Consider the following 18,448-nt stretch of genomic DNA (forward strand, 5'->3'; position numbering starts at 1 on the left):
TTAAAATATATTTTCAGTACTACGTTAATTATTTAACTTTAAAGCAGCAGCAGTATTTTTTCTTATCTCGGCCAATAACTCTGGTTTATCATTTAAGGTTTGACCATAAGAAGGAATCATTGCCTTGAACTTTTCATTCCATTCTGGCGTTTTAACTTTACCTTTAAAACACTTATTAATCAACCCTACCATAATCGAAACAGCTGTTGAAGCTCCTGGAGAAGCTCCTAATAAGACAGCCAATGTTCCATCTTCGGTATTAATTACTTCTGTTCCAAATTCAAGAATTCCACCTTCTTTTTCATCTTTTTTAATAACCTGAACACGCTGTCCTGCTCGTTCTAACTTCCAATCTTTAGATTTTGCATTTGGCAAGTATTCACGTAAAGCATTCATTCTATCTTTAGGTGATTGTCTCACTTGCTCAATTAAATATTTTGTAAGTGGGATATTGTGATAACCAGCAGCCAACATAGGCATTATATTATCTGTTTTTATTGACATAGGTAAATCCATGTAGGATCCGTTCTTTAAAAATCGAGTTGAAAAACCTGCAAATGGCCCAAAAAGTAAAGCTCTTTCGCCATCTATCATTCGGGTGTCTATGTGAGGAACCGACATAGGTGGTGCACCTACACTCGCTTTTCCATAAACTTTAGCCTGATGTTGAAGAATAACTTCTGGATTGGTACATTTTAACCATTGTCCGCTCACGGGAAAACCTCCAAATCCTTTTCCTTCAGCAACATTTGCTTTTTCTAATAAAGGCAAAGAACCTCCTCCAGCACCAATAAATACAAATTTAGTATATACTTTTCTGGTTTGACCTGTTGCTAAATCTGTGATTTTAATTCTCCATGATTTGTCTTCACGTTGTTTTAATTTTTTCACTTCGTGATTAAAATGAATTGTCACACCATCTAATTTTCCTAGATAATTAAACATGCTTCTTGTTAATTCTCCAAAATTCACATCTGTTCCTATTGCCATAGAAGTTGCAGCAAATTTATCTGAAGCATCTCTCCCCTCCATCACTAAAGGCATCCACTCTTTTAATTGAGAAAAATCAGTACTAAAAACCATCTCTTTAAAGATTGGGTTTTTCTGCAATGCTTCAAATCTTTTTTTAAGATAATCTACATTTTTTTCTCCCCAAACAAAACTCATGTGGGGAACACTTTTTATAAAATTATCAGGAGATGTTATTTTGTTTTGCTGTACTAAGTAAGACCAAAACTGACGAGAAACTTCAAAAGATTCAGCAATACTAATTGCTTTTTTAGGATCAATACTACCATTTTTTTCTGGTGTATAATTTAATTCACAAAAGGCAGAATGTCCCGTTCCTGCATTATTCCAAGCATCAGAGCTTTCGGCTGCAGCAACATCTAATCTTTCGTAAATTTCAATTTTTAAATCTGGCTGTAATTCTTTTAAGATTAACCCAAGAGTTGCACTCATAATTCCAGCACCAATAAGTACTACTTCGGTATTTGAACGTATGGTTTTGTCGGACATAGCAAGAAAATTTTAAAGTGCAAAGGTACTTCATATAATTGCAAAAAAAAACTATAAATTTTACCTTAAAAGTTATAGTTTTCTAAAACGTTTTCGAAGTAAAACCTCTTAAATCTTAAAACATTTTTCGAGATAAATAATCCTGAAGCATTATAGTTGCTGAGATTTCATCAATCAAACCTTTATTCTGACGCTGTTTTTTGCTAAGACCGCTATCAATCATTGTTTGAAATGCCATTTTAGAAGTAAATCTTTCGTCAACCCGAACCACTTTCATATCAGGGAAAATATTAGAAAAATGAGTTACAAATCCTTTTATAATTGAAGCACTTTGTGAAGGCTCTCCATTCATTTGTTTTGGTTCACCTATTAAGACCGCTTCGACTTTTTCTTTTGCAAAATAATCTTTTAAAAAATCGATTGTTGTATTGGATGGAATAGTAGTTAAACCCGAGGCAATAATTTGTAATTCATCAGTAACAGCTATTCCTGTTCTTTTCTGTCCGTAATCTATAGCGAGAATTCTTGGCATCTTATTAAAATTATAGTACAAAGATACATAAAGTAAAAACCTCATACCTTTAGTGCCAGCCTAAATTTCAAACAAGCTCCAAAAAAAAATCCGTTCTAGAATTTAAAACGGATTAATTAAATTTTTTCTCCAAAAAAAATTAAAACAATATTAAAAAATTCACATAAAGAGCCTACCACTCAACTCTATTTATACTAATTCAAAGATTTAAACAATCTTAAATGGAATTTTACTCTTAAAAATTTCTTATATATAATTTCATTTCAAAAGTAATACCTATTATGATTTTAATTCATGATAATTATCATTGAACAAAAGAAAGAATTAACTTGTTTTTAAATAATTTTACCTAGCAAATCCCCTTCAAAAACAACATATAAAACACTAAAAAACAACACTATTAAACAATTAACAATGTTCAAAAACTTTTAAAACTATATCATGCTTTTAAAAATTAGATTAATTAAGTAAGTATAATTTAAAAAAAAATAGTTCTTTTGCCCAAAATTTCTTTTTCTTCTCATAGAAAAACCAAAAAATAAAAGCAAATATTTCAAAAAAATACTAAAACCCAAATGAATAACTATAAAAATAGTATTGTTTTATTCCTAAAAAGATTCTTTTTAATTGTAATAATCTACCAATTCGTTCGAATTTTATTTTATCTCATGAATTTGAAATTATTTGAAGCCTTTACATTTCCAACCTTTTTAGGAGGCCTTCTCTTTGATTTTGCTGCCATTGCTTATATTAATATAATTTTTATGGTTGCGCATTTGATTCCTGGTAATTTCAAATACAAACCAAGATATCAAGCTGTTTTAAAGTTCACTTTTTACTTGGTAAATCTTATCTTTATCGCTACTAATTTCATCGACATTATCTACTACCGTTTTACTGGTAGAAGAAGTACTTTTGGAATGATTACTGCCAAAGGGATGGAACAAGAAGCTTTAGGATTAATTCCCTCGTTTTTAAAAGAGTTTTGGTACATCTTTGTTTTATTTCTTATTGTAAGTATTCTGTTCTGGAAATTAATCCCGAATTTAAGAACACATTTAATACACGAAAAATCAACTAAAAAAGATTACTACAGACAATTTGCTTATTTTATTACTTCTTTAGTTATAATTTTATTGATGGGTCGTGGTGGATTCCAAAAAAAACCAATTAGAATCGTAGATGCTGCTGAATATGGAGCATTAAACAATTCTGCATTAGTCTTAAATACTCCTTTTTGCATCCTAAAATCTGCTGTTAAAAAAGAAGATATTGAGAAAGTAAACTATTTTAATGAGAAAGAATTAATTTCTATTTACAATCCTATTATCTCTTTAAAACCAATCGAACCAACTATTAAAAAAAATGTAGTCATTTTAATTTTGGAAAGTTTCGGTAATGAAAATATAAGACGCGGACAAACTCCTTTCTTAGATTCACTAATAACAAAATCATACTACTTTAAGAATGGATTTGCAAACGGAAAAGTTTCAATAGATGCTGTTCCATCCATCCTTTCTAGTATTCCAAGCTTAATGAATAATTCTTTCATATCATCTAGTTATGCTTTAAATAAAATAAATGGTCTCCCAAAAATTTTCAAAAAAGAAGGCTACAATACATCATTTTTTCACGGTGCTTTTAATGGCAGCCAGAACTTTGACCAATATGCTGAAGTAGCTGGATTCGACCAATACTATGGAAAAGATCAATATACTGGCAAAGAAGCTTTTGATGGTAAATGGGGAGTCTTTGATGAAGAATTCCTTCAATTCTATGCTTCTAAATTAACTTCTTTTAAACAACCCTTTTTTAGTTCAATATTTACTATTTCTTCACACAATCCATATATTATTCCCGAAAGATATAAAGGAAAATTCCCTAAAGGAACCACTGAGATCCAAGAAAGTATAGCATATACCGATTTTGCCTTACGAAAGTTTTTTAATACCGCTAAAAAAGAAGGATGGTACAAGAATACATTATTTGTTATCTCTTCGGATCATACTTCCTCTGGAGGAGATAAAGATATTGATAAAACAAATATTGGAAAGTTTAACATTCCTATTTTATTTTTCGACCCATCAAATCCTCAATTAATAGGTGTCAGTGACAAAAACTTTCAGCAAATCGATATCATGCCAAGTATTTTAGATTACTTAAATATAAAAACTGATATGGTAAGTTTTGGTAAAAGCTACAAATCTAAAGAAAACTTCGTAGTATATTACCTGCAGGGAACTTATCACTATATTAAAGACGATTACTATCTGGCTTTTGCAAATAATAAAACAATAGGACTATATAAGTGGAAAGAAGATGTTTTATTAAAAAACAACTTAATGTCACAAAATAAACCTAAAGTCAAAGAATATGAGAAATTCTTAAAAGCATATATACAATCTTTTAGTCAAAGAGTTATCAATAATAAACTAGCTATTTAACTCATTCTAAAAAACAAACCAACTCGATCTGAGGACTTAAAATATATTTACAAAAGACAATGGAGGTTTGAAACCTCCATTGTCTTTTTATATAAATAAACTCTATTAATCATCGATTATTCCATAAAACTAATACAAACTTAAATAGGGTTTGACTTTAATTAAAAAGTCAAACCCTATCTTTAAACTTAGCTCTTTTAGAGAGCTATTTATCTCTATCTATTAAAAAAACGACTAAAGAAACCTCTTTCCTCCTCTTCCTCTATTTCATAAGTCTCTGGTTGATGATTTTGTGCCTTTAATTGCGTTCTCTCATGCTCATACATTAAGTCTTTAATATACTCGACATATGTTCTATTTTTCTCTTCTAAAAATCCAATCAGATATTTCTCACTGAACTCCATTCCGCTAGCTGATTCTATCTGCAATAATTTTTTATACAAAGGCTCAATATGCATTGCGATTACTTCTTGTGGAACAGCACGTCTTCTTCCAAAATAGTTTACTATCACTCCATTTGAATCTCTTGCTATTTCAAAATCAGTAATAACCCAATAAAACCTACCAGATTTAGCTAGATTTTTTACAATTGCATGAAAGTTATTCCCTTCTTTAAGATTTTCCCATAATACCTTAAATAGTACTCGTGGCATATCAGGATGCCTTATGATACTGTGCGGCTGTCCCATTAGTTCATAATCTTCATATCCGCAAACATCTACAAAAGTTTCATTTGCGTATTCGATAATCCCAAACGGATTTGTTTTACTCATGATTACTTGGGTTTTATCCCAAGAAACTTCTTTATCAATTGGTGTTGGTCTGTTAAACAATTCTTTTTCTTGATTCATTTTTAAAAATTAAGATTAGATTTTAAATTAAATTTTTGAGGGGGGCAAAAAGAGATTTAAAAAAACAATTTATTTTGTCGTGAAATTGTCTTACAAAAATACTTTCATAAGAAATAATAAAAATTGACATTTATCAGGAAATAAGACAAAAAAAGGTTTTAAGTAAGAAAAATTATTCAAAAAGGAGTTCTTGGTTTTAAAACCACAAAATAAATTGTTCTTTTTTTATAAAAATGTTACTATAAAGTAATGAGGGTTGTTTTAAAAAAAAATCGAATTATATTTGTCTAAAATATTTACTATTATGAATTCATTACAAACTATTATAGAACAAGCTTGGGAAAACAGAGCTTTACTACAAGAAACTACAACAACTGATGCCATCAGAGAAGTTATTGAGCTTTTGGACACAGGAAAATTACGTGTTGCTGAACCAGTTGGGGATGCTTGGCAAGTTAACGAATGGGTAAAAAAAGCAGTGGTTATGTATTTCCCTATTCAAAAAATGGAAACTCTAGAATCTGGTATTTTCGAATATCACGATAAAATGTTACTAAAAAGAGGATATGCCGAAAAAGGAATTCGTGTAGTACCTAATGCTGTGGCACGTTATGGAGCATATATCTCTAGCGGAGTAATCTTAATGCCTAGCTATGTAAATATTGGGGCATATGTTGATGAAGGAACTATGGTAGATACATGGGCAACCGTAGGAAGCTGTGCTCAAATTGGTAAGAATGTACATTTAAGTGGTGGTGTAGGAATTGGTGGCGTATTAGAGCCATTACAAGCTGCTCCAGTAATTGTCGAAGACGGAGCATTTATAGGTTCACGTTGTATTGTTGTAGAAGGTGTTCATGTTGGTAAAGAAGCAGTTTTAGGAGCAAACGTATGTTTAACTGCTTCAACTAAAATAATTGACGTAACTGGTGACACTCCTGTAGAAATGAAAGGGTATGTTCCTGCACGTTCTGTAGTGATTCCTGGAAGTTACACCAAAAAATTTGCCGCTGGAGAGTTTCAAGTTCCATGTGCTTTAATTATTGGTACTCGTAAACCTTCTACAGACTTAAAAACTTCATTAAACAATGCACTTCGAGAATACGATGTTGCTGTATAAAGCTTTCCATTAGAAAAATTAAGTTAAAAAAAATCCAAATTCCATTCAATAATAATGATTGGAATTTGGATTTTTTTACTTCAATTTGTAACCTCTTTAATATTATTCAAATTTTACATGAAAATACTTGTAATCCAACAAAAAATGATTGGAGATGTTTTGATTAGCAGCATAATATGCAACAATCTGCGCAATGCTTATCCTGACGCTCAAATTGACTATTTAGTTTATAGTTCAACAACTCCTGTTTTGGAAGGCAACTCAAGTATTGACAATATAATTTTATTTGAAGAAAAGCATCGAAAAAGCAAAAGAGAATTATTAAAGCTTGGATTTCAGATTCGCAATGAAAAATATGACTTATTAATTGATGCATATTCAAAATTAGAAAGTTGGATATTAGTTTTTCTTAGTAATGCAAAACAAAAGATATCTTACAAAAAACCTGGAAGAAATTTTTTATATACAGATAATGTAGCATTTGAACCTTTTCCTAAAACCAATTTAGGTCTAGCAATCGAGAGAAGACTTTCTCTATTAGAACCTCTTAATCTAAAAATAAAAATTGATCCTATTCCGAAATTATTCGTCTCTGATAAAGAAGATAAAGAAGCCAAAGATCTATTTTACAAACATAATGTTCAGAATAACAGAAAAACGGTTATGATTAGTCTTTTAGGAAGTGAAAAATTAAAAACATATCCTTTAGATTTTATGGCTAAAATCGTAGATCATATTGCCGATAATGCAAATGTAAATATTCTCTTTAATTATTTCCCAAAACAGCTTGAAGAGGCTAAAATAGTTTTTAATAAGTGCAAGCCATCAACTCAGCAAAAAATTTATTTTGATTTATTGGGTAGTGATTTACGCTCATTTATTGGTATAGTAAATCAATGTGCTTTAATTATCGGAAATGATGGTGGTGCCATAAATATGGCAAAAGCACTTAACAAACCTTCATTTATTATTTTTTCCCCTTGGATTGAAAAGAAAATATGGGCTACTTTTGAGGATGAGATTCATCATGTATCAGTACATTTAAAAGATTATCGTTCTGATTTATTTGAGCATAAAACTGAGAAAATGCTCAAAAAAGAATCACTGTCGTTATATCAGGAATTTAAACCTGATTTTTTTAATGATAAATTAAAATTGTTTTTAGAACAAAATCTAAGTTAAATCCAATTAAATCTAGCAAAAAAGCATACTAACGGCAATAACCATAACCTAAATTTAGGCATTTGTTTATACCTAATAGCTACACGTTTAAAACTCAAAAAACCATATAATAAGTAAACTTATATATTACCCTTAGTAATTAAATGTTTTTTTTGCAATAAACTTGAAAGTTCTCGAAGAGTTTCAAAATAAAAACTTCTAATTAAGATTTCCAAAATTTAAGTTTCTTTTTTAGTCTTTTCTTTTTTGCAAATTCATCTTGAAAATGTGTCGTTGCTCCCCACATTTTCTCAAAAATTTCAGTTTCAGTCTTACTTGTATAAAATTTTGAATATTCGTTACTCATTACAGCAATCATTTCTTTTAGTGGTGTTAGACGTCTAAAATTGTTCATACGCTGCTCAAAGCTCATATTTTCATAAAAGTTCATTCGATTCAAGTCGACTAGAAAGAACTCGTATTGGTTTTCTAATTTCTTTTTGATTAATGTATTTCCAGGTGAATGATCTAAAAATTCTATTCCTTTTTCGTGTAAATCAAAAGTAAATTTAGTGAACTGTCTTAAAATATTTTCACGATCAGAATAATCAGGAATTTCTACCAATTCTCTGTATGTTAAATCAGCTTCCAAATGTTCGCTAACATAATAACTATCTCGTAATCCTATGCCATTAAAATTTTCAAAAAAAGCAATTGGCTCAGGAGTTCCTATTCCTTTCTCAAGTAATAGTTCTGCATATTCAAACGAGCGTCTGGCTTTAGATTTTCTAAAATACTTGTAGGCTATTTTATTAACAATATTCGGAATCTTAAAGGATTTAATGTTGATTTTTTTTCCATTTAAATTAAACAGCTTAATCTTATTGCGATCTCCATTTCCAAAAAGTTCACCTGAACTATGAAAATTTCCAATACAATTTTTCACTTCATTTTCTTCTGACAAGTACCTATTACTAATTTTTGATTTCATAAATGATCAATTATAAATTCATAAATCAATTAAGCTGATTATTATGAATTTATTATTTTTTTATATTCTTCAGAATATTTTTTTGCAATTACACTAGCTGCAAAATTATCATTAATTATTGAATTACCATTTTTAATAATCTTTTTTCGCAAATTTTCATCATCTAACAACAGATTAATCTTAGATGCCAAACTCACATAATCTTTAATTGGTGCAACATATCCGTTAACTCCATCTATAATCACTTCTGGAACGATTCCAACACTAGTTGTAACTACAGGAACTCCAACCAGCATAGCCTCTAAAACAGATGTAGGCCCACCTTCTCTTTGGGATGTCATTAAAAAAACATCAAACTGAACATTCAAAGTAGAAGCATCTTCAATTTTATCAGTAAAGATTATAAACTTTTCAAGCTCTTTTTCTTTGATAATATTCAGGTATTCATCTGTTAATTTTGAGAACTCCCCTATTTGAAGAAAAACTACATCATCTCTTTTTAGCTCATTTATCAAATAATCAGCAACTTTAATAAACGTTTTTAGATCTTTTGCATCTGTATGATTAGCAATATTACCTATTATAAAATTATTTTTATTTATGGCATATTTTTGTCTTAAATCTACTTTTGCTATTTTATTTAAAATATCTAAAGAAACACAATCTGGAATAACGATTAATTTCTTTTTATTCTCATCTGAAAGAACCTGCGAAAAATTATTTTCAACAGATTTAGATACACAAAATATTGCGTCGATACCTTTATAGTTATATTTAAATTTACTTACATAACTACTACTTGCACTAATAGCTTTTTTTGAAAAAACAGTTTTTATCTTCAATCTCAGAAAAAAATCACTTAAGACATAAAATGTCAAAGAATTACTTGTATGAAGATGTAATAAATCTGGTTTTTCTTTATCTAGTAACTCTTTAATGTATTTAAAATTTGAAAATTTGCTTAATTTTTTGTCTTTAATTTGTATAAAAGGAAAACCATTTATCAAACATTGTTTTTCAAGAACTGAATCTTTAATTCCAAAAACCACATTTTCAATTCCTATCTTATTTAGTTCAGGAATGCAATAAATCAATTGTTGCTCATTTCCTCCCCATGCTTTAGCAGCTGATATATGTAATATTTTCATTGGATTATTGGTTGTATTTTGCAAATATGCAGTTCTAAATTAAAAATTAAATTTATTTTAATTTTATTGAGTTATTCTTATAAACTAACAAAAATACACATAGAATTTAACACTTCAAATTACAAATGGCTTAAAATTAAAAAAATCACCTCATCTAGTTAAATTACCAATTTCTATTTTCCGAATTTTTATTTTATACATCCACAACCTACTTAATATAATTCTTTTTCTTAAACTTCAATTAAAAAGAACTTCACTCCACAATTTACCTTTCTTTAATAAATTAACAAAAATCCTTATTAAATTATTCCTTATACCTACAATAGAGCAATTTTAACAATATAGATAATCATAAAAAGAAACAAAGATGATTTTATTTCTTTTTAATTATGGCAAAAAACACACTAATATTAATTAAATTATTTTTTCGAGGTTATCAACAATTGAAAAGGAATATTATATATTTGTCCTTTTTTTGTTAAGTACAAATATCATGCAAACTCCTGAAATTTCTGTTATAATGCCCGTTTACAATGCTGAGCCTTTCTTAAAAGAAAGCATAGAAAGCATTTTAAATCAAACACATACAGATTTCGAACTACTTCTTTTAAACGACAAATCTACTGACAACAGTTTAGAAATAATCTTAGAATATAAACAAAAAGATTCCCGAATTATTGTAATCAATAAGGAATCTAATGTTGGTCCTGCCAACATTAGAAACGAAGGAATTTTCGCATCAAAAGGAAGGTTCATTGCTTTAATGGATGCTGACGATATCTCCTTACCAAATCGTTTTGAAAGACAAGTAGATATCCTCAAGAAGAATCCTGAAATTGGAGTATGTGGAAGTGGATTTACTTTTTTTGGATTAAAAAAAAATGTAGTTACTCATAGTGAAAAACATGACGAAATAAAAGTATCCTTTTTACATAGCTGCAGTATAGGGAACCCTACTGTTATGTTAAGAAAAGACGCCTTGTCTGGTTTAATTTTTGATAATTCATATATAATTTCAGAAGATTATGATTTATGGACTCGATTGATAACCAAAACAAAATTTTACAACATACCTGAATCATTACTTCTATACAGATGGCATACTAATAACATTAGTAAAACCCGAATATCTAATGAGGCACAAGCCATTCGAAGAATAAAAATTAACCAGCTAAAAGAATTTGAAATAGAATTCACAAATCCCAAAATAGACTCTTATTTAAATGCTATTTCTGTAAAAAGAGGTCTCATGCCTTCCGAAATTATTGAAGCAATAAAAGCTTCTAAATTTTTGTTTTCACAAAATGAAAAACTAAAAAAATTCGATCATGATTTACTTGAAAAACACATAAATAGAACTCTAATACGTACAATTAGAAATGCTGACAAATACAACATTTCATATTACAACTATTTAAAGAAAAACGAAAGTGAACTCTTTCAAAAAATAAATAAATTAGATAAAATAATTTTATTTTTAAAGTCTATATTTAGATGGAAAAAACAGTATTTTTTTTCTATATCCTAGATTTAATATAACGCCAAAGAAATTTTATCTTAGCAAAAAAACTTGCATGCGCTAAAAATTCTTTAATTGCTTTTTTAGGTTCACTTTGATCTTGATTTTTATCTTTCAGCAGTTTTAAAGCTTCCAAAGCGGAATATTTTAATAATAATCTCTTTATCCTTTTAATATTCTTTGTCCTTGCTTCTGGAATACATTCATATATTTCTTTTACATTAAGATATGATGAATAGCGTTGAAAGAAAGGAGATCTTAGTGAATATACTCCTCCAGGATGCCATCTATAAACTGCACTTTGAAAATTCATATAAGCTCCTTTTCCGTGACACAATGCCAAAGAATAGAGGGTATTGTCCTTACCATAAACAAACTTCTTATAATCTAAAGGATCTACAGCTGATTTTCTAAATACACATGTAAGTGTATTTGTGCAATATGGTACAAAAAGATTATCAAAATCAATTGTATAGACCAATGGTAAAGTAGTTCTAAACTCATTAGGAAGTAATTCTTCTCCTTTTTTAGTGTAATAATCTGTCCATGTAATTGCGTAATCATCGTTACTTTCTAGAAAATCAACTTGTTTTTGTAATTTTAAAACATCAACCCAATAATCATCTCCTTCACACAAAGCTATATATTTTCCTTGTGCCATTGGAAAAGTAACGTCACTCCAAAAATTTATCTTTTTAGAATATTGATTTTCTTTTTGAAAAACTGGTTTAATTATTAATGGATATCGATCTACAAATTCCTTTACAATCTCTGCCGTTTTATCTGTAGATGCATCATCATGTATGATTATTTCAAAAGGAAAATTAGTTTCTTGATTTAAAAACCCCTCTAAAGCTTCACGAATAAAATTCTCATGATTATAAGTGTCACATAAAACACTTACCAATGGTTGTTCTGAATTACCTTGCCAATTTAAAATAATATTATGTTGATCTCTCATGAAATTATATCTATGATGTAGTTAATTACCTGCTCAATATAACTATTGAAAGGACTACATGTTTTTTATATTTAACTTAAAATTCTAATTTTTTCGCTGGGACTCCAAAAACCGTAGTATTCTCTTTTACGTTCCTAATAACTAAGCTTGCCGCACCAACTGTAGCCCCTTTTCGAACAACAACGTTTGGCAATATTGTAGCTCTTGTGTTTAAACAAACTTCTTCTTCTAATACAACGAATCCTCCCGTAAAGCAATAAGCGTTTAAATGAGACCATTTACCCAACTTTGTATCATGTCCTAATCCTACGAAGCCTTGTATTGTAACAAAATCATCGATAACACAATCATTACTAATATTGGAGTTCATAAAAACTATTAATCCATTACCTAGAATAGCATTTGTATTTAAAATTGTAGAAGGATGAATTAAATTAATAAACTTCCCTCCTTTGTCTAGAATTAGCTCTACATAATGCTTTTTCCATTTTACACTTCCTAAAGCACAAACAAAAACATCATTCTCTTGAATTTCATAACTTTCGACTGATGAGATGATTTCTGGGTAATTTCCAAAACCTTCTAGTGCATCTGATTTATCATCCAAAAAACCTTTCAAGACATATTCAGTATTATATCCCGAACATTGCTTTGCTAGATCATGAACCTCACGGCCATATCCTCTGGCTCCTATTATTATTAAATTCTTCATTACTCAATTATTAAATTACATGCCGCCCAAGAATATCCTACTCCAAAACCAGCTAATATCAAATTATGACAATTTACTAGCCTATTCTCTTTTTGAGCCTCATACAATGCAATCGGAATTGTAGACGAAACTGTATTACCACAATGTTGCATGGCTATGAAGAATTTTTCTTCAGGGATTTTGATTTTTTTTCTCAAATGATTAAGCATGTATTTATTTGCTTGATGAAAAATAAATAAGTCTATATCTTCTTTAGTCAAATTAGATTTTTCTAAAATGGCTTCTGTAAGTTTTGGAACAAATTCTCCTGTAAAATTGAAGATTTCTGTTCCATTCATAAATAGATTCTTATCATTTCTAACATTCCCAAACTCATCAGAAATATCTTCGTTATTATTTGAAACCGGAAAACGCATCCCTCCTTGTTTTACAATTAAATTTTCGGCTCCTTTCCCATCCGTCCCAAAAACAAAATCACCAATTGAACAAAACCCTGCTTTACTACTTATTAATGTCGCAGCAGCAGCATCACCAAAAATAGTTTTGTTACTTTTATCTTTTGGGTGAATAAATTTTGAATAGGTTTCTGAAGTAATCAACAAAACATTATTTGCCATTCCTCCAGCAATCAGTCCTTTTGCTAAACTCAAACCATATACAAATCCTGAACATCCTAAATTAAAATCTAAGGCTCCTATGGTGGTATTTAATCCTAATTTCTCCTGTATAATACAAGCTGTAGTTGGCAAAAAATAATCTGGACTCTGTGTACAAAACAATAAAAAATCAATAGTCGATTTATCTATATTATGCTCTGAAAATAATTTCTCAGCAGCTTTAACAGCCATATCTGATGAAAATTCATCATCTGCACTTATATGACGAGAATTGATCCCCGTTTTTGAACTGATTTTTTCAATATCCCATTCTGGAAATTCCTGATTAATTAAATCATTAGATAAAATAGCTTCGGGTAAATAATACGAAATGGCTTTTATATTAGCTTTCATTGTCAGAATTATATCGTTGATGTTCTTCCTCCGTCTAAAACTATATTTTGCCCCGTAATCCAGCTACTTGCATCAGATAGTAAAAAAACGATTGGATTTGCAACCTGAATTGGGTCTCCGTAACCTAAAGGGTATTTCTTTTCATCTTGCTGAATTACTTCTAAAGATAAATCTTCTATAGACTTGGATGTTATTTCAGTTTTAACCATTCCTGGCGAAACACAATTTACACGGGTTTTACTTGTCGCAAATTCGCTAGCCCAAACTTTCGAAATCGCAATTAATGCGCCTTTGCTTGCTGCATAAATTCCATTTCCTTTCATTCCAAACAAACCTGCAATTGATGAAACCAAAACAATAGAGCTTCCTTTATTTATTTTTTTCTTTTTAAAAATTAAATTGATTAGATATACAATTGAATCAAAATTTATCGCTCGCATTTCATTCATTAATTCTTCTGAATAAAACTTAACTGGTGCTAAGGATACAACTCCTGCCGAATGCACAATTCCATCTACATTTTCGATGGTATCAACAATAGCTTTAATATCATCCATTTTAGATAAATCGGCAACTATAAAGCTATTTTCATTTCCACATTCCTCTATTAAGTTTTCGAGAAAATCTTTACGCCTTGCTATAGCTATAAAAGTACCGCCTTGTCTAGTTATAGCTAAACAAGTTTCGTAACCAATACCCGAAGATGCTCCAGTTACTATTATTTTTTTTCCTGATAAATCAAATGGATTCATTATATATCTTTTAATTCTTTTTTATCATTAAAATATTCGTAAAACTTTAAAATTCTAAATTCTTCATCACCAAATATTGGTGAGCTGTCCTTAAAATTCACTAAGTTCGATTGGATATTTTCTGTAATTTTTTTATCTTCTTTTAAAACTAAATCTAAAGATTCATTAGAACTATTATTAATAAAATCAATAATATTTTGCTCTGACTCGCTTAGGTCTTTATCAAATTTAGGAGAGAAATAGCGTACTCTTAAATTTGTTTTAGAAGGCGACTCAGGAAGCATAAAACCAAAATAAAATCCTTTTCCTTCTACTGAACTTATAAATGCATTAGGATAGCTATAAAAATGCAAGTAACCTTGTGTTTTAAAAGTTCTACTTGATAATGCCTTTTCTATAATTTTACTTTGTTTTGCACTTTCTCCCTTTGGAAATTCACACCAGCTGTGTGCATTGTAAAAATCAAATTTTTCGGGAGAAACGGAACCAAATCCCATTTTTGCAAATGAATTTTCATGCACGGAAGTACAATGGTAGCACTCCAAAACATTTTCGACCAAAAGTTTCCAATTTACATTGTGTTCAATTGTATAATCAATTGTTTTTGTTCCAAAGTGTTTACTTATATCTTCTAGCGAAGTAAATATGTTTCCTAAATACTGTTCTAAACTTTTATCTAGCTGATTATTTAATTTTATAAAAACAAAATCTCCGCAATAACCAACTTCGTACTCTTTAAGCCTTAATTCATTAATATCATCTTTCTCGAATGAGTTTCGGCACATAAGACCTATTACATTACCTTTTTTTCCATAAGTCCAATTATGGTATAAACAAGAAGAAACTCTATTTCCATAAGGTTCCTGATGTATTGTATTAAATCTGTGCAAACACACATTTTGAAAGGACTTTATTGTACCATTAAAGTTTTGGACAAAAATTTTATCTCCATAGTACTCAAAAGTTACAAAATCATTATTGTTTAATAATTCATTTTTATGAGCAACTAATATCCAAGATTCATCAAAAAATAAAGATTTCTCTTTTTGATAAACCGCTTCGTCTACGTAATTTAAATTTGTTGTCATATTTCTAATAAATCTGAAATTATAACGTTATCCAGCCTGATTTTGGCCGTTCCCCAAGATAAACCAACTCCAAATCCACATAAAATTAAATCCTGAGTAGCATTAGTAAGGCTATCTTTTAATTCCGTTACTATTGTTAATGGAATTGTTGTAGATGATGTATTTCCAAATTCTTTCAATGAATAAGGTACTTTCTCAACGGGTAGTTTTAGTTTTTTAACAATCATTTTATTCATCATCAAATTTGCCTGATGAAATACAAAATGATCTATGGCTTCTTTATCAATTTCAAATTTTTCGATAAGTTTATTTACTGTCTTAGGTGCTTGAGAAATTCCGAAACTAAAAACATCCATTCCATCTAAAATTAGCTGACAGGCGTTTCTTTCGATTCCTGGAGAAATAGTATGATAGGTTAAGGAATCAGAATTTGCTCTGTTTCTCGAACCTCCATCATTTACAATTATCGTTTTATAACCGGAACCGTCTGTACCCAAATCAAAAAGCAAGCGCTCTGCTTTTTCATCAAGCTCAAATGCTGTAGCACTACCTCCATCTCCAAAAAGTGGAACTGTACTTTTATCTGATTTTGAAAGCAATTTACTACTGGTATCTCCTGCTAAAAGCAATCCTTTTTTGATTCCAGTTGAATTCATCATACTAGCAATTATCGACATACCATAAACGTATCCTGAACATCCTAATGGCACATCAAAAGCAATACAATTTGTAGATAATCCTAATCTGTCCTGAAGTATCGCTGCAGAAACGGGTAAAATATAATCGGCAGTTTGAGAAACAAAAACTAAAATTTCTATTTCTTCTTTCTGCCAATTTAAATCTTTGATTAATTTTTCAGCAGCCTCGCAGCATAAATCAGAAGTACAAATTTCTTTGGTTGCGACACGACGCTCTTCAACTCCGGTTGCATCAATGAATTTTTGAATTTCTTCTTGTGTCAATATATCTAAATCAATGTTGCGTTCCGTGTATTTTGGAACGCAACATGAAATACCTTTTATTGCAATATTATTTACTGAAAAAGTAGCCATCTTATATTACCCTTTATTTTTTATTATTTCGAAGATATCGTTTAATGTTGCCGAAGATTTAATATCATCTCCCGTTAATTTTACTGAATATTCTTCATCTGCCATAGCTATTAATGATAAGGCTGTTAACGAATCCCATTCTTCTAAATCTCTAAAAACAGTTTCTTGTTTTATTAATATTGCATCTGTATCATCTAAAATATCTGCAAAATTTTGCAAAAAAGTGTTGATTTCCATAGTATTCTTAATTTTATTTTGGGTTTATTATGTCTCTAAATTCTGTAATAAGCCTATAAAAAGTATTTTCCCTATACAGGGAAAACTTCTCTTAAATTATTGTTCTTCAAAGAAGTCTGACATTAAGATTTTTTCTTCTCCTTTTATAATATTGACTTATACTAATAAATTAGGTTTCTTTTCCTATTTTTACCCCGCAAATATAACAATAGTTTTACCCTTAACGGTTAATTAAACTCACTAAATCCATAATTAAATGATTCCTGTAACCAAAACTTTTTTACCTCCACAAGAAGAATACAATTCTTATGTAAAACGTGCGTGGGATAAAGCTTGGCTCACAAACCGTGGGGAACTTACATTAGAATTAGAACATAAACTTAAAGATTATCTTAATGTTTCTAACTTAACGATTACTAATAACGGTACAATTCCCATTCAAATAGCCTTGAAACTATTTGGTAAAGGAGGCGAAATAATAACAACTCCTTTCTCTTACGTAGCTACTTCTGCTGCAATTGTATGGGAAAATTGCAAACCTGTTTTTGTAGATATACATCCTGACTATTTAACTATAGACGAAACCAAAATTGAAGCGGCAATAACGAATAAAACCACTGCAATATTAGCAACACATGTTTTTGGGAATCCATGCCACGTAACCGCCATAGAGGCCATTGCAAAAAAGCACAATCTAAAAGTAATTTATGATGCTGCACATTGTTTTGGTGTTAAATACAATAACCAATCTCTTTTTAATTTTGGAGATGTAAGCACTTGTAGTTTTCATGCAACAAAGTTATTTCATACTGGTGAAGGTGGGGCTATGTTTTGTAACGACGAAAAAACGCATCATCAATTATTTTATAGCCATAATTTTGGACATAATGGTCCTTTAGAATTTCATGGTCTTGGGATTAATGCAAAAATTTCTGAATTGCAATCGGCTATGGGATTGGCAATTTTTCCATATATGAAACATATCATTTCTGAAAGAAAAAAAGTAACTGATTTTTACAATGAAAATCTAAATTTCAGCAACTTAAAAAGCATAAAAATAAGAGAGAATACAGACTGGAATCATAGTTATTATCCTTTGTTATTTGATTCTGAAACTACATTATTGAGAGTTCAAGAAGAATTACAAAAAGAAAATATAATTCCTAGACGTTATTTCTACCCATCTCTAAACACCATTAATTATACAAACGGAACAGAAATGCCAATATCAGAATCTATTGCTTCACGAATAGTTTGCTTACCCCTTTATGTGGGACTTACTCGTGAAAATTTAGAAAAGATTGTTCAAATTATAAACAAACTAACATCCTAACATCAGTTAGGTACTGTTA

At 29.7% G+C, this 18,448-nt stretch carries 17 protein-coding genes; 5 read left to right on the forward strand and 12 right to left on the reverse strand.

The window, feature by feature from the left end:
* Nucleotides 1-24: 24 nt before the first annotated feature.
* Both OIU80_RS06190 and ruvX read right to left on the reverse strand, forming a co-directional pair.
* Nucleotides 25-1,518, reverse strand: coding sequence for a malate:quinone oxidoreductase (locus OIU80_RS06190; RefSeq protein WP_264286174.1), 1,494 nt, complete (start codon nt 1,516-1,518; stop codon nt 25-27).
* A gap of 115 nt (nt 1,519-1,633) precedes the next feature.
* Nucleotides 1,634-2,050: a Holliday junction resolvase RuvX gene (gene ruvX, locus OIU80_RS06195; RefSeq protein ID WP_039115109.1), complete on the reverse strand. Its 417-nt coding sequence runs from the start codon at nt 2,048-2,050 to the stop codon at nt 1,634-1,636.
* 668 nt (nt 2,051-2,718) lie between these two features.
* Between ruvX and OIU80_RS06200 the strand changes: the two genes are divergently transcribed.
* Nucleotides 2,719-4,494 (forward strand): LTA synthase family protein, encoded by a 1,776-nt coding sequence (locus OIU80_RS06200; RefSeq protein WP_264286175.1) that lies wholly within the window; start codon nt 2,719-2,721, stop codon nt 4,492-4,494.
* A gap of 215 nt (nt 4,495-4,709) precedes the next feature.
* On the opposite strand, the gene OIU80_RS06205 is transcribed toward OIU80_RS06200, so the two are convergent.
* On the reverse strand, nt 4,710-5,345 hold the full coding sequence (locus OIU80_RS06205; protein ID WP_264286176.1) for a PAS domain-containing protein: 636 nt from the start codon (nt 5,343-5,345) through the stop codon (nt 4,710-4,712).
* 304 nt (nt 5,346-5,649) lie between these two features.
* On the opposite strand from OIU80_RS06205, the gene OIU80_RS06210 reads away from it, so the two are divergent.
* Entirely contained in the window at nt 5,650-6,465 is an 816-nt protein-coding gene (locus OIU80_RS06210) for a 2,3,4,5-tetrahydropyridine-2,6-dicarboxylate N-succinyltransferase (protein WP_264286177.1), read from the forward strand.
* A 117-nt stretch (nt 6,466-6,582) separates the two neighbouring features.
* Nucleotides 6,583-7,647, forward strand: a complete 1,065-nt coding sequence (locus tag OIU80_RS06215) for a glycosyltransferase family 9 protein (RefSeq protein ID WP_264286178.1) — start codon at nt 6,583-6,585, stop codon at nt 7,645-7,647.
* Nucleotides 7,648-7,849: 202 nt separating this feature from the next.
* On the opposite strand, the gene OIU80_RS06220 is transcribed toward OIU80_RS06215, so the two are convergent.
* On the reverse strand, nt 7,850-8,617 hold the full coding sequence (locus OIU80_RS06220; RefSeq protein ID WP_264286179.1) for a lipopolysaccharide kinase InaA family protein: 768 nt from the start codon (nt 8,615-8,617) through the stop codon (nt 7,850-7,852).
* A 41-nt stretch (nt 8,618-8,658) separates the two neighbouring features.
* Entirely contained in the window at nt 8,659-9,765 is a 1,107-nt protein-coding gene (locus OIU80_RS06225) for a glycosyltransferase family 4 protein (protein WP_264286180.1), read from the reverse strand.
* 493 nt (nt 9,766-10,258) lie between these two features.
* Between OIU80_RS06225 and OIU80_RS06230 the strand changes: the two genes are divergently transcribed.
* The gene (locus OIU80_RS06230) at nt 10,259-11,293 is read left to right on the forward strand and encodes a glycosyltransferase family 2 protein (RefSeq protein ID WP_264286181.1); all 1,035 of its coding nucleotides are present in this window, start codon (nt 10,259-10,261) and stop codon (nt 11,291-11,293) included.
* Here OIU80_RS06230 and OIU80_RS06235 read toward each other — a convergent pair.
* The 7 genes from OIU80_RS06235 to OIU80_RS06265 form a co-directional block, all read right to left on the reverse strand.
* The gene (locus tag OIU80_RS06235; protein WP_264286182.1) at nt 11,283-12,245 is read right to left on the reverse strand and encodes a glycosyltransferase; all 963 of its coding nucleotides are present in this window, start codon (nt 12,243-12,245) and stop codon (nt 11,283-11,285) included. The genes OIU80_RS06230 and OIU80_RS06235 overlap by 11 nt on opposite strands.
* A gap of 76 nt (nt 12,246-12,321) precedes the next feature.
* A complete protein-coding gene (locus OIU80_RS06240; protein ID WP_264286183.1) occupies nt 12,322-12,957 on the reverse strand; it encodes an acetyltransferase in 636 nt (211 codons plus the stop codon).
* Nucleotides 12,957-13,967, reverse strand: a complete 1,011-nt coding sequence (locus tag OIU80_RS06245; RefSeq protein ID WP_264286184.1) for a ketoacyl-ACP synthase III — start codon at nt 13,965-13,967, stop codon at nt 12,957-12,959. Before OIU80_RS06245 ends, OIU80_RS06240 begins: the two co-directional genes overlap by 1 nt.
* An 8-nt stretch (nt 13,968-13,975) precedes the next feature.
* Nucleotides 13,976-14,719 carry an SDR family NAD(P)-dependent oxidoreductase gene (locus OIU80_RS06250; protein WP_264286185.1) on the reverse strand — a complete coding sequence of 248 codons (744 nt, stop codon included), beginning with the start codon at nt 14,717-14,719 and terminating at the stop codon, nt 13,976-13,978.
* Nucleotides 14,719-15,807 (reverse strand): aromatic ring-hydroxylating oxygenase subunit alpha, encoded by a 1,089-nt coding sequence (locus tag OIU80_RS06255; protein ID WP_264286186.1) that lies wholly within the window; start codon nt 15,805-15,807, stop codon nt 14,719-14,721. Before OIU80_RS06255 ends, OIU80_RS06250 begins: the two co-directional genes overlap by 1 nt.
* Complete coding sequence (locus tag OIU80_RS06260; RefSeq protein WP_264286187.1) at nt 15,804-16,859, reverse strand: 3-oxoacyl-ACP synthase III family protein; 1,056 nt, start codon at nt 16,857-16,859, stop codon at nt 15,804-15,806. Before OIU80_RS06260 ends, OIU80_RS06255 begins: the two co-directional genes overlap by 4 nt.
* 6 nt (nt 16,860-16,865) lie before the next feature.
* Complete coding sequence (locus tag OIU80_RS06265; RefSeq protein WP_264286188.1) at nt 16,866-17,096, reverse strand: phosphopantetheine-binding protein; 231 nt, start codon at nt 17,094-17,096, stop codon at nt 16,866-16,868.
* 256 nt (nt 17,097-17,352) lie between these two features.
* Between OIU80_RS06265 and OIU80_RS06270 the strand changes: the two genes are divergently transcribed.
* Entirely contained in the window at nt 17,353-18,429 is a 1,077-nt protein-coding gene (locus tag OIU80_RS06270) for a DegT/DnrJ/EryC1/StrS family aminotransferase (RefSeq protein WP_264286189.1), read from the forward strand.
* Nucleotides 18,430-18,448 lie beyond the last annotated feature (19 nt).

Source organism: Flavobacterium frigoritolerans (genome assembly GCF_025847275.1).
In the GTDB taxonomy this organism is placed as follows: domain Bacteria; phylum Bacteroidota; class Bacteroidia; order Flavobacteriales; family Flavobacteriaceae; genus Flavobacterium; species Flavobacterium frigoritolerans.

Excerpts from the sequence above, each read along its gene's own strand:
- OIU80_RS06210 (WP_264286177.1), top strand. The coding sequence starts at position 5,650 with ATGAATTCATTACAAACTATTATAGAACAAGCTTGGGAAAACAGAGCT.
- OIU80_RS06230 (WP_264286181.1), top strand. The coding sequence starts at position 10,259 with ATGCAAACTCCTGAAATTTCTGTTATAATGCCCGTTTACAATGCTGAG.
- OIU80_RS06255 (WP_264286186.1), bottom strand. The coding sequence starts at position 15,807 with ATGACAACAAATTTAAATTACGTAGACGAAGCGGTTTATCAAAAAGAG.
- OIU80_RS06205 (WP_264286176.1), bottom strand. The coding sequence starts at position 5,345 with ATGAATCAAGAAAAAGAATTGTTTAACAGACCAACACCAATTGATAAA.
- OIU80_RS06250 (WP_264286185.1), bottom strand. The coding sequence starts at position 14,719 with ATGAATCCATTTGATTTATCAGGAAAAAAAATAATAGTAACTGGAGCA.
- OIU80_RS06240 (WP_264286183.1), bottom strand. The coding sequence starts at position 12,957 with ATGAAGAATTTAATAATAATAGGAGCCAGAGGATATGGCCGTGAGGTT.
- OIU80_RS06260 (WP_264286187.1), bottom strand. The coding sequence starts at position 16,859 with ATGGCTACTTTTTCAGTAAATAATATTGCAATAAAAGGTATTTCATGT.
- OIU80_RS06190 (WP_264286174.1), bottom strand. The coding sequence starts at position 1,518 with ATGTCCGACAAAACCATACGTTCAAATACCGAAGTAGTACTTATTGGT.
- OIU80_RS06235 (WP_264286182.1), bottom strand. The coding sequence starts at position 12,245 with ATGAGAGATCAACATAATATTATTTTAAATTGGCAAGGTAATTCAGAA.
- OIU80_RS06220 (WP_264286179.1), bottom strand. The coding sequence starts at position 8,617 with ATGAAATCAAAAATTAGTAATAGGTACTTGTCAGAAGAAAATGAAGTG.
- OIU80_RS06265 (WP_264286188.1), bottom strand. The coding sequence starts at position 17,096 with ATGGAAATCAACACTTTTTTGCAAAATTTTGCAGATATTTTAGATGAT.
- OIU80_RS06200 (WP_264286175.1), top strand. The coding sequence starts at position 2,719 with ATGAATTTGAAATTATTTGAAGCCTTTACATTTCCAACCTTTTTAGGA.
- OIU80_RS06270 (WP_264286189.1), top strand. The coding sequence starts at position 17,353 with ATGATTCCTGTAACCAAAACTTTTTTACCTCCACAAGAAGAATACAAT.
- ruvX (WP_039115109.1), bottom strand. The coding sequence starts at position 2,050 with ATGCCAAGAATTCTCGCTATAGATTACGGACAGAAAAGAACAGGAATA.
- OIU80_RS06245 (WP_264286184.1), bottom strand. The coding sequence starts at position 13,967 with ATGAAAGCTAATATAAAAGCCATTTCGTATTATTTACCCGAAGCTATT.
- OIU80_RS06225 (WP_264286180.1), bottom strand. The coding sequence starts at position 9,765 with ATGAAAATATTACATATATCAGCTGCTAAAGCATGGGGAGGAAATGAG.
- OIU80_RS06215 (WP_264286178.1), top strand. The coding sequence starts at position 6,583 with ATGAAAATACTTGTAATCCAACAAAAAATGATTGGAGATGTTTTGATT.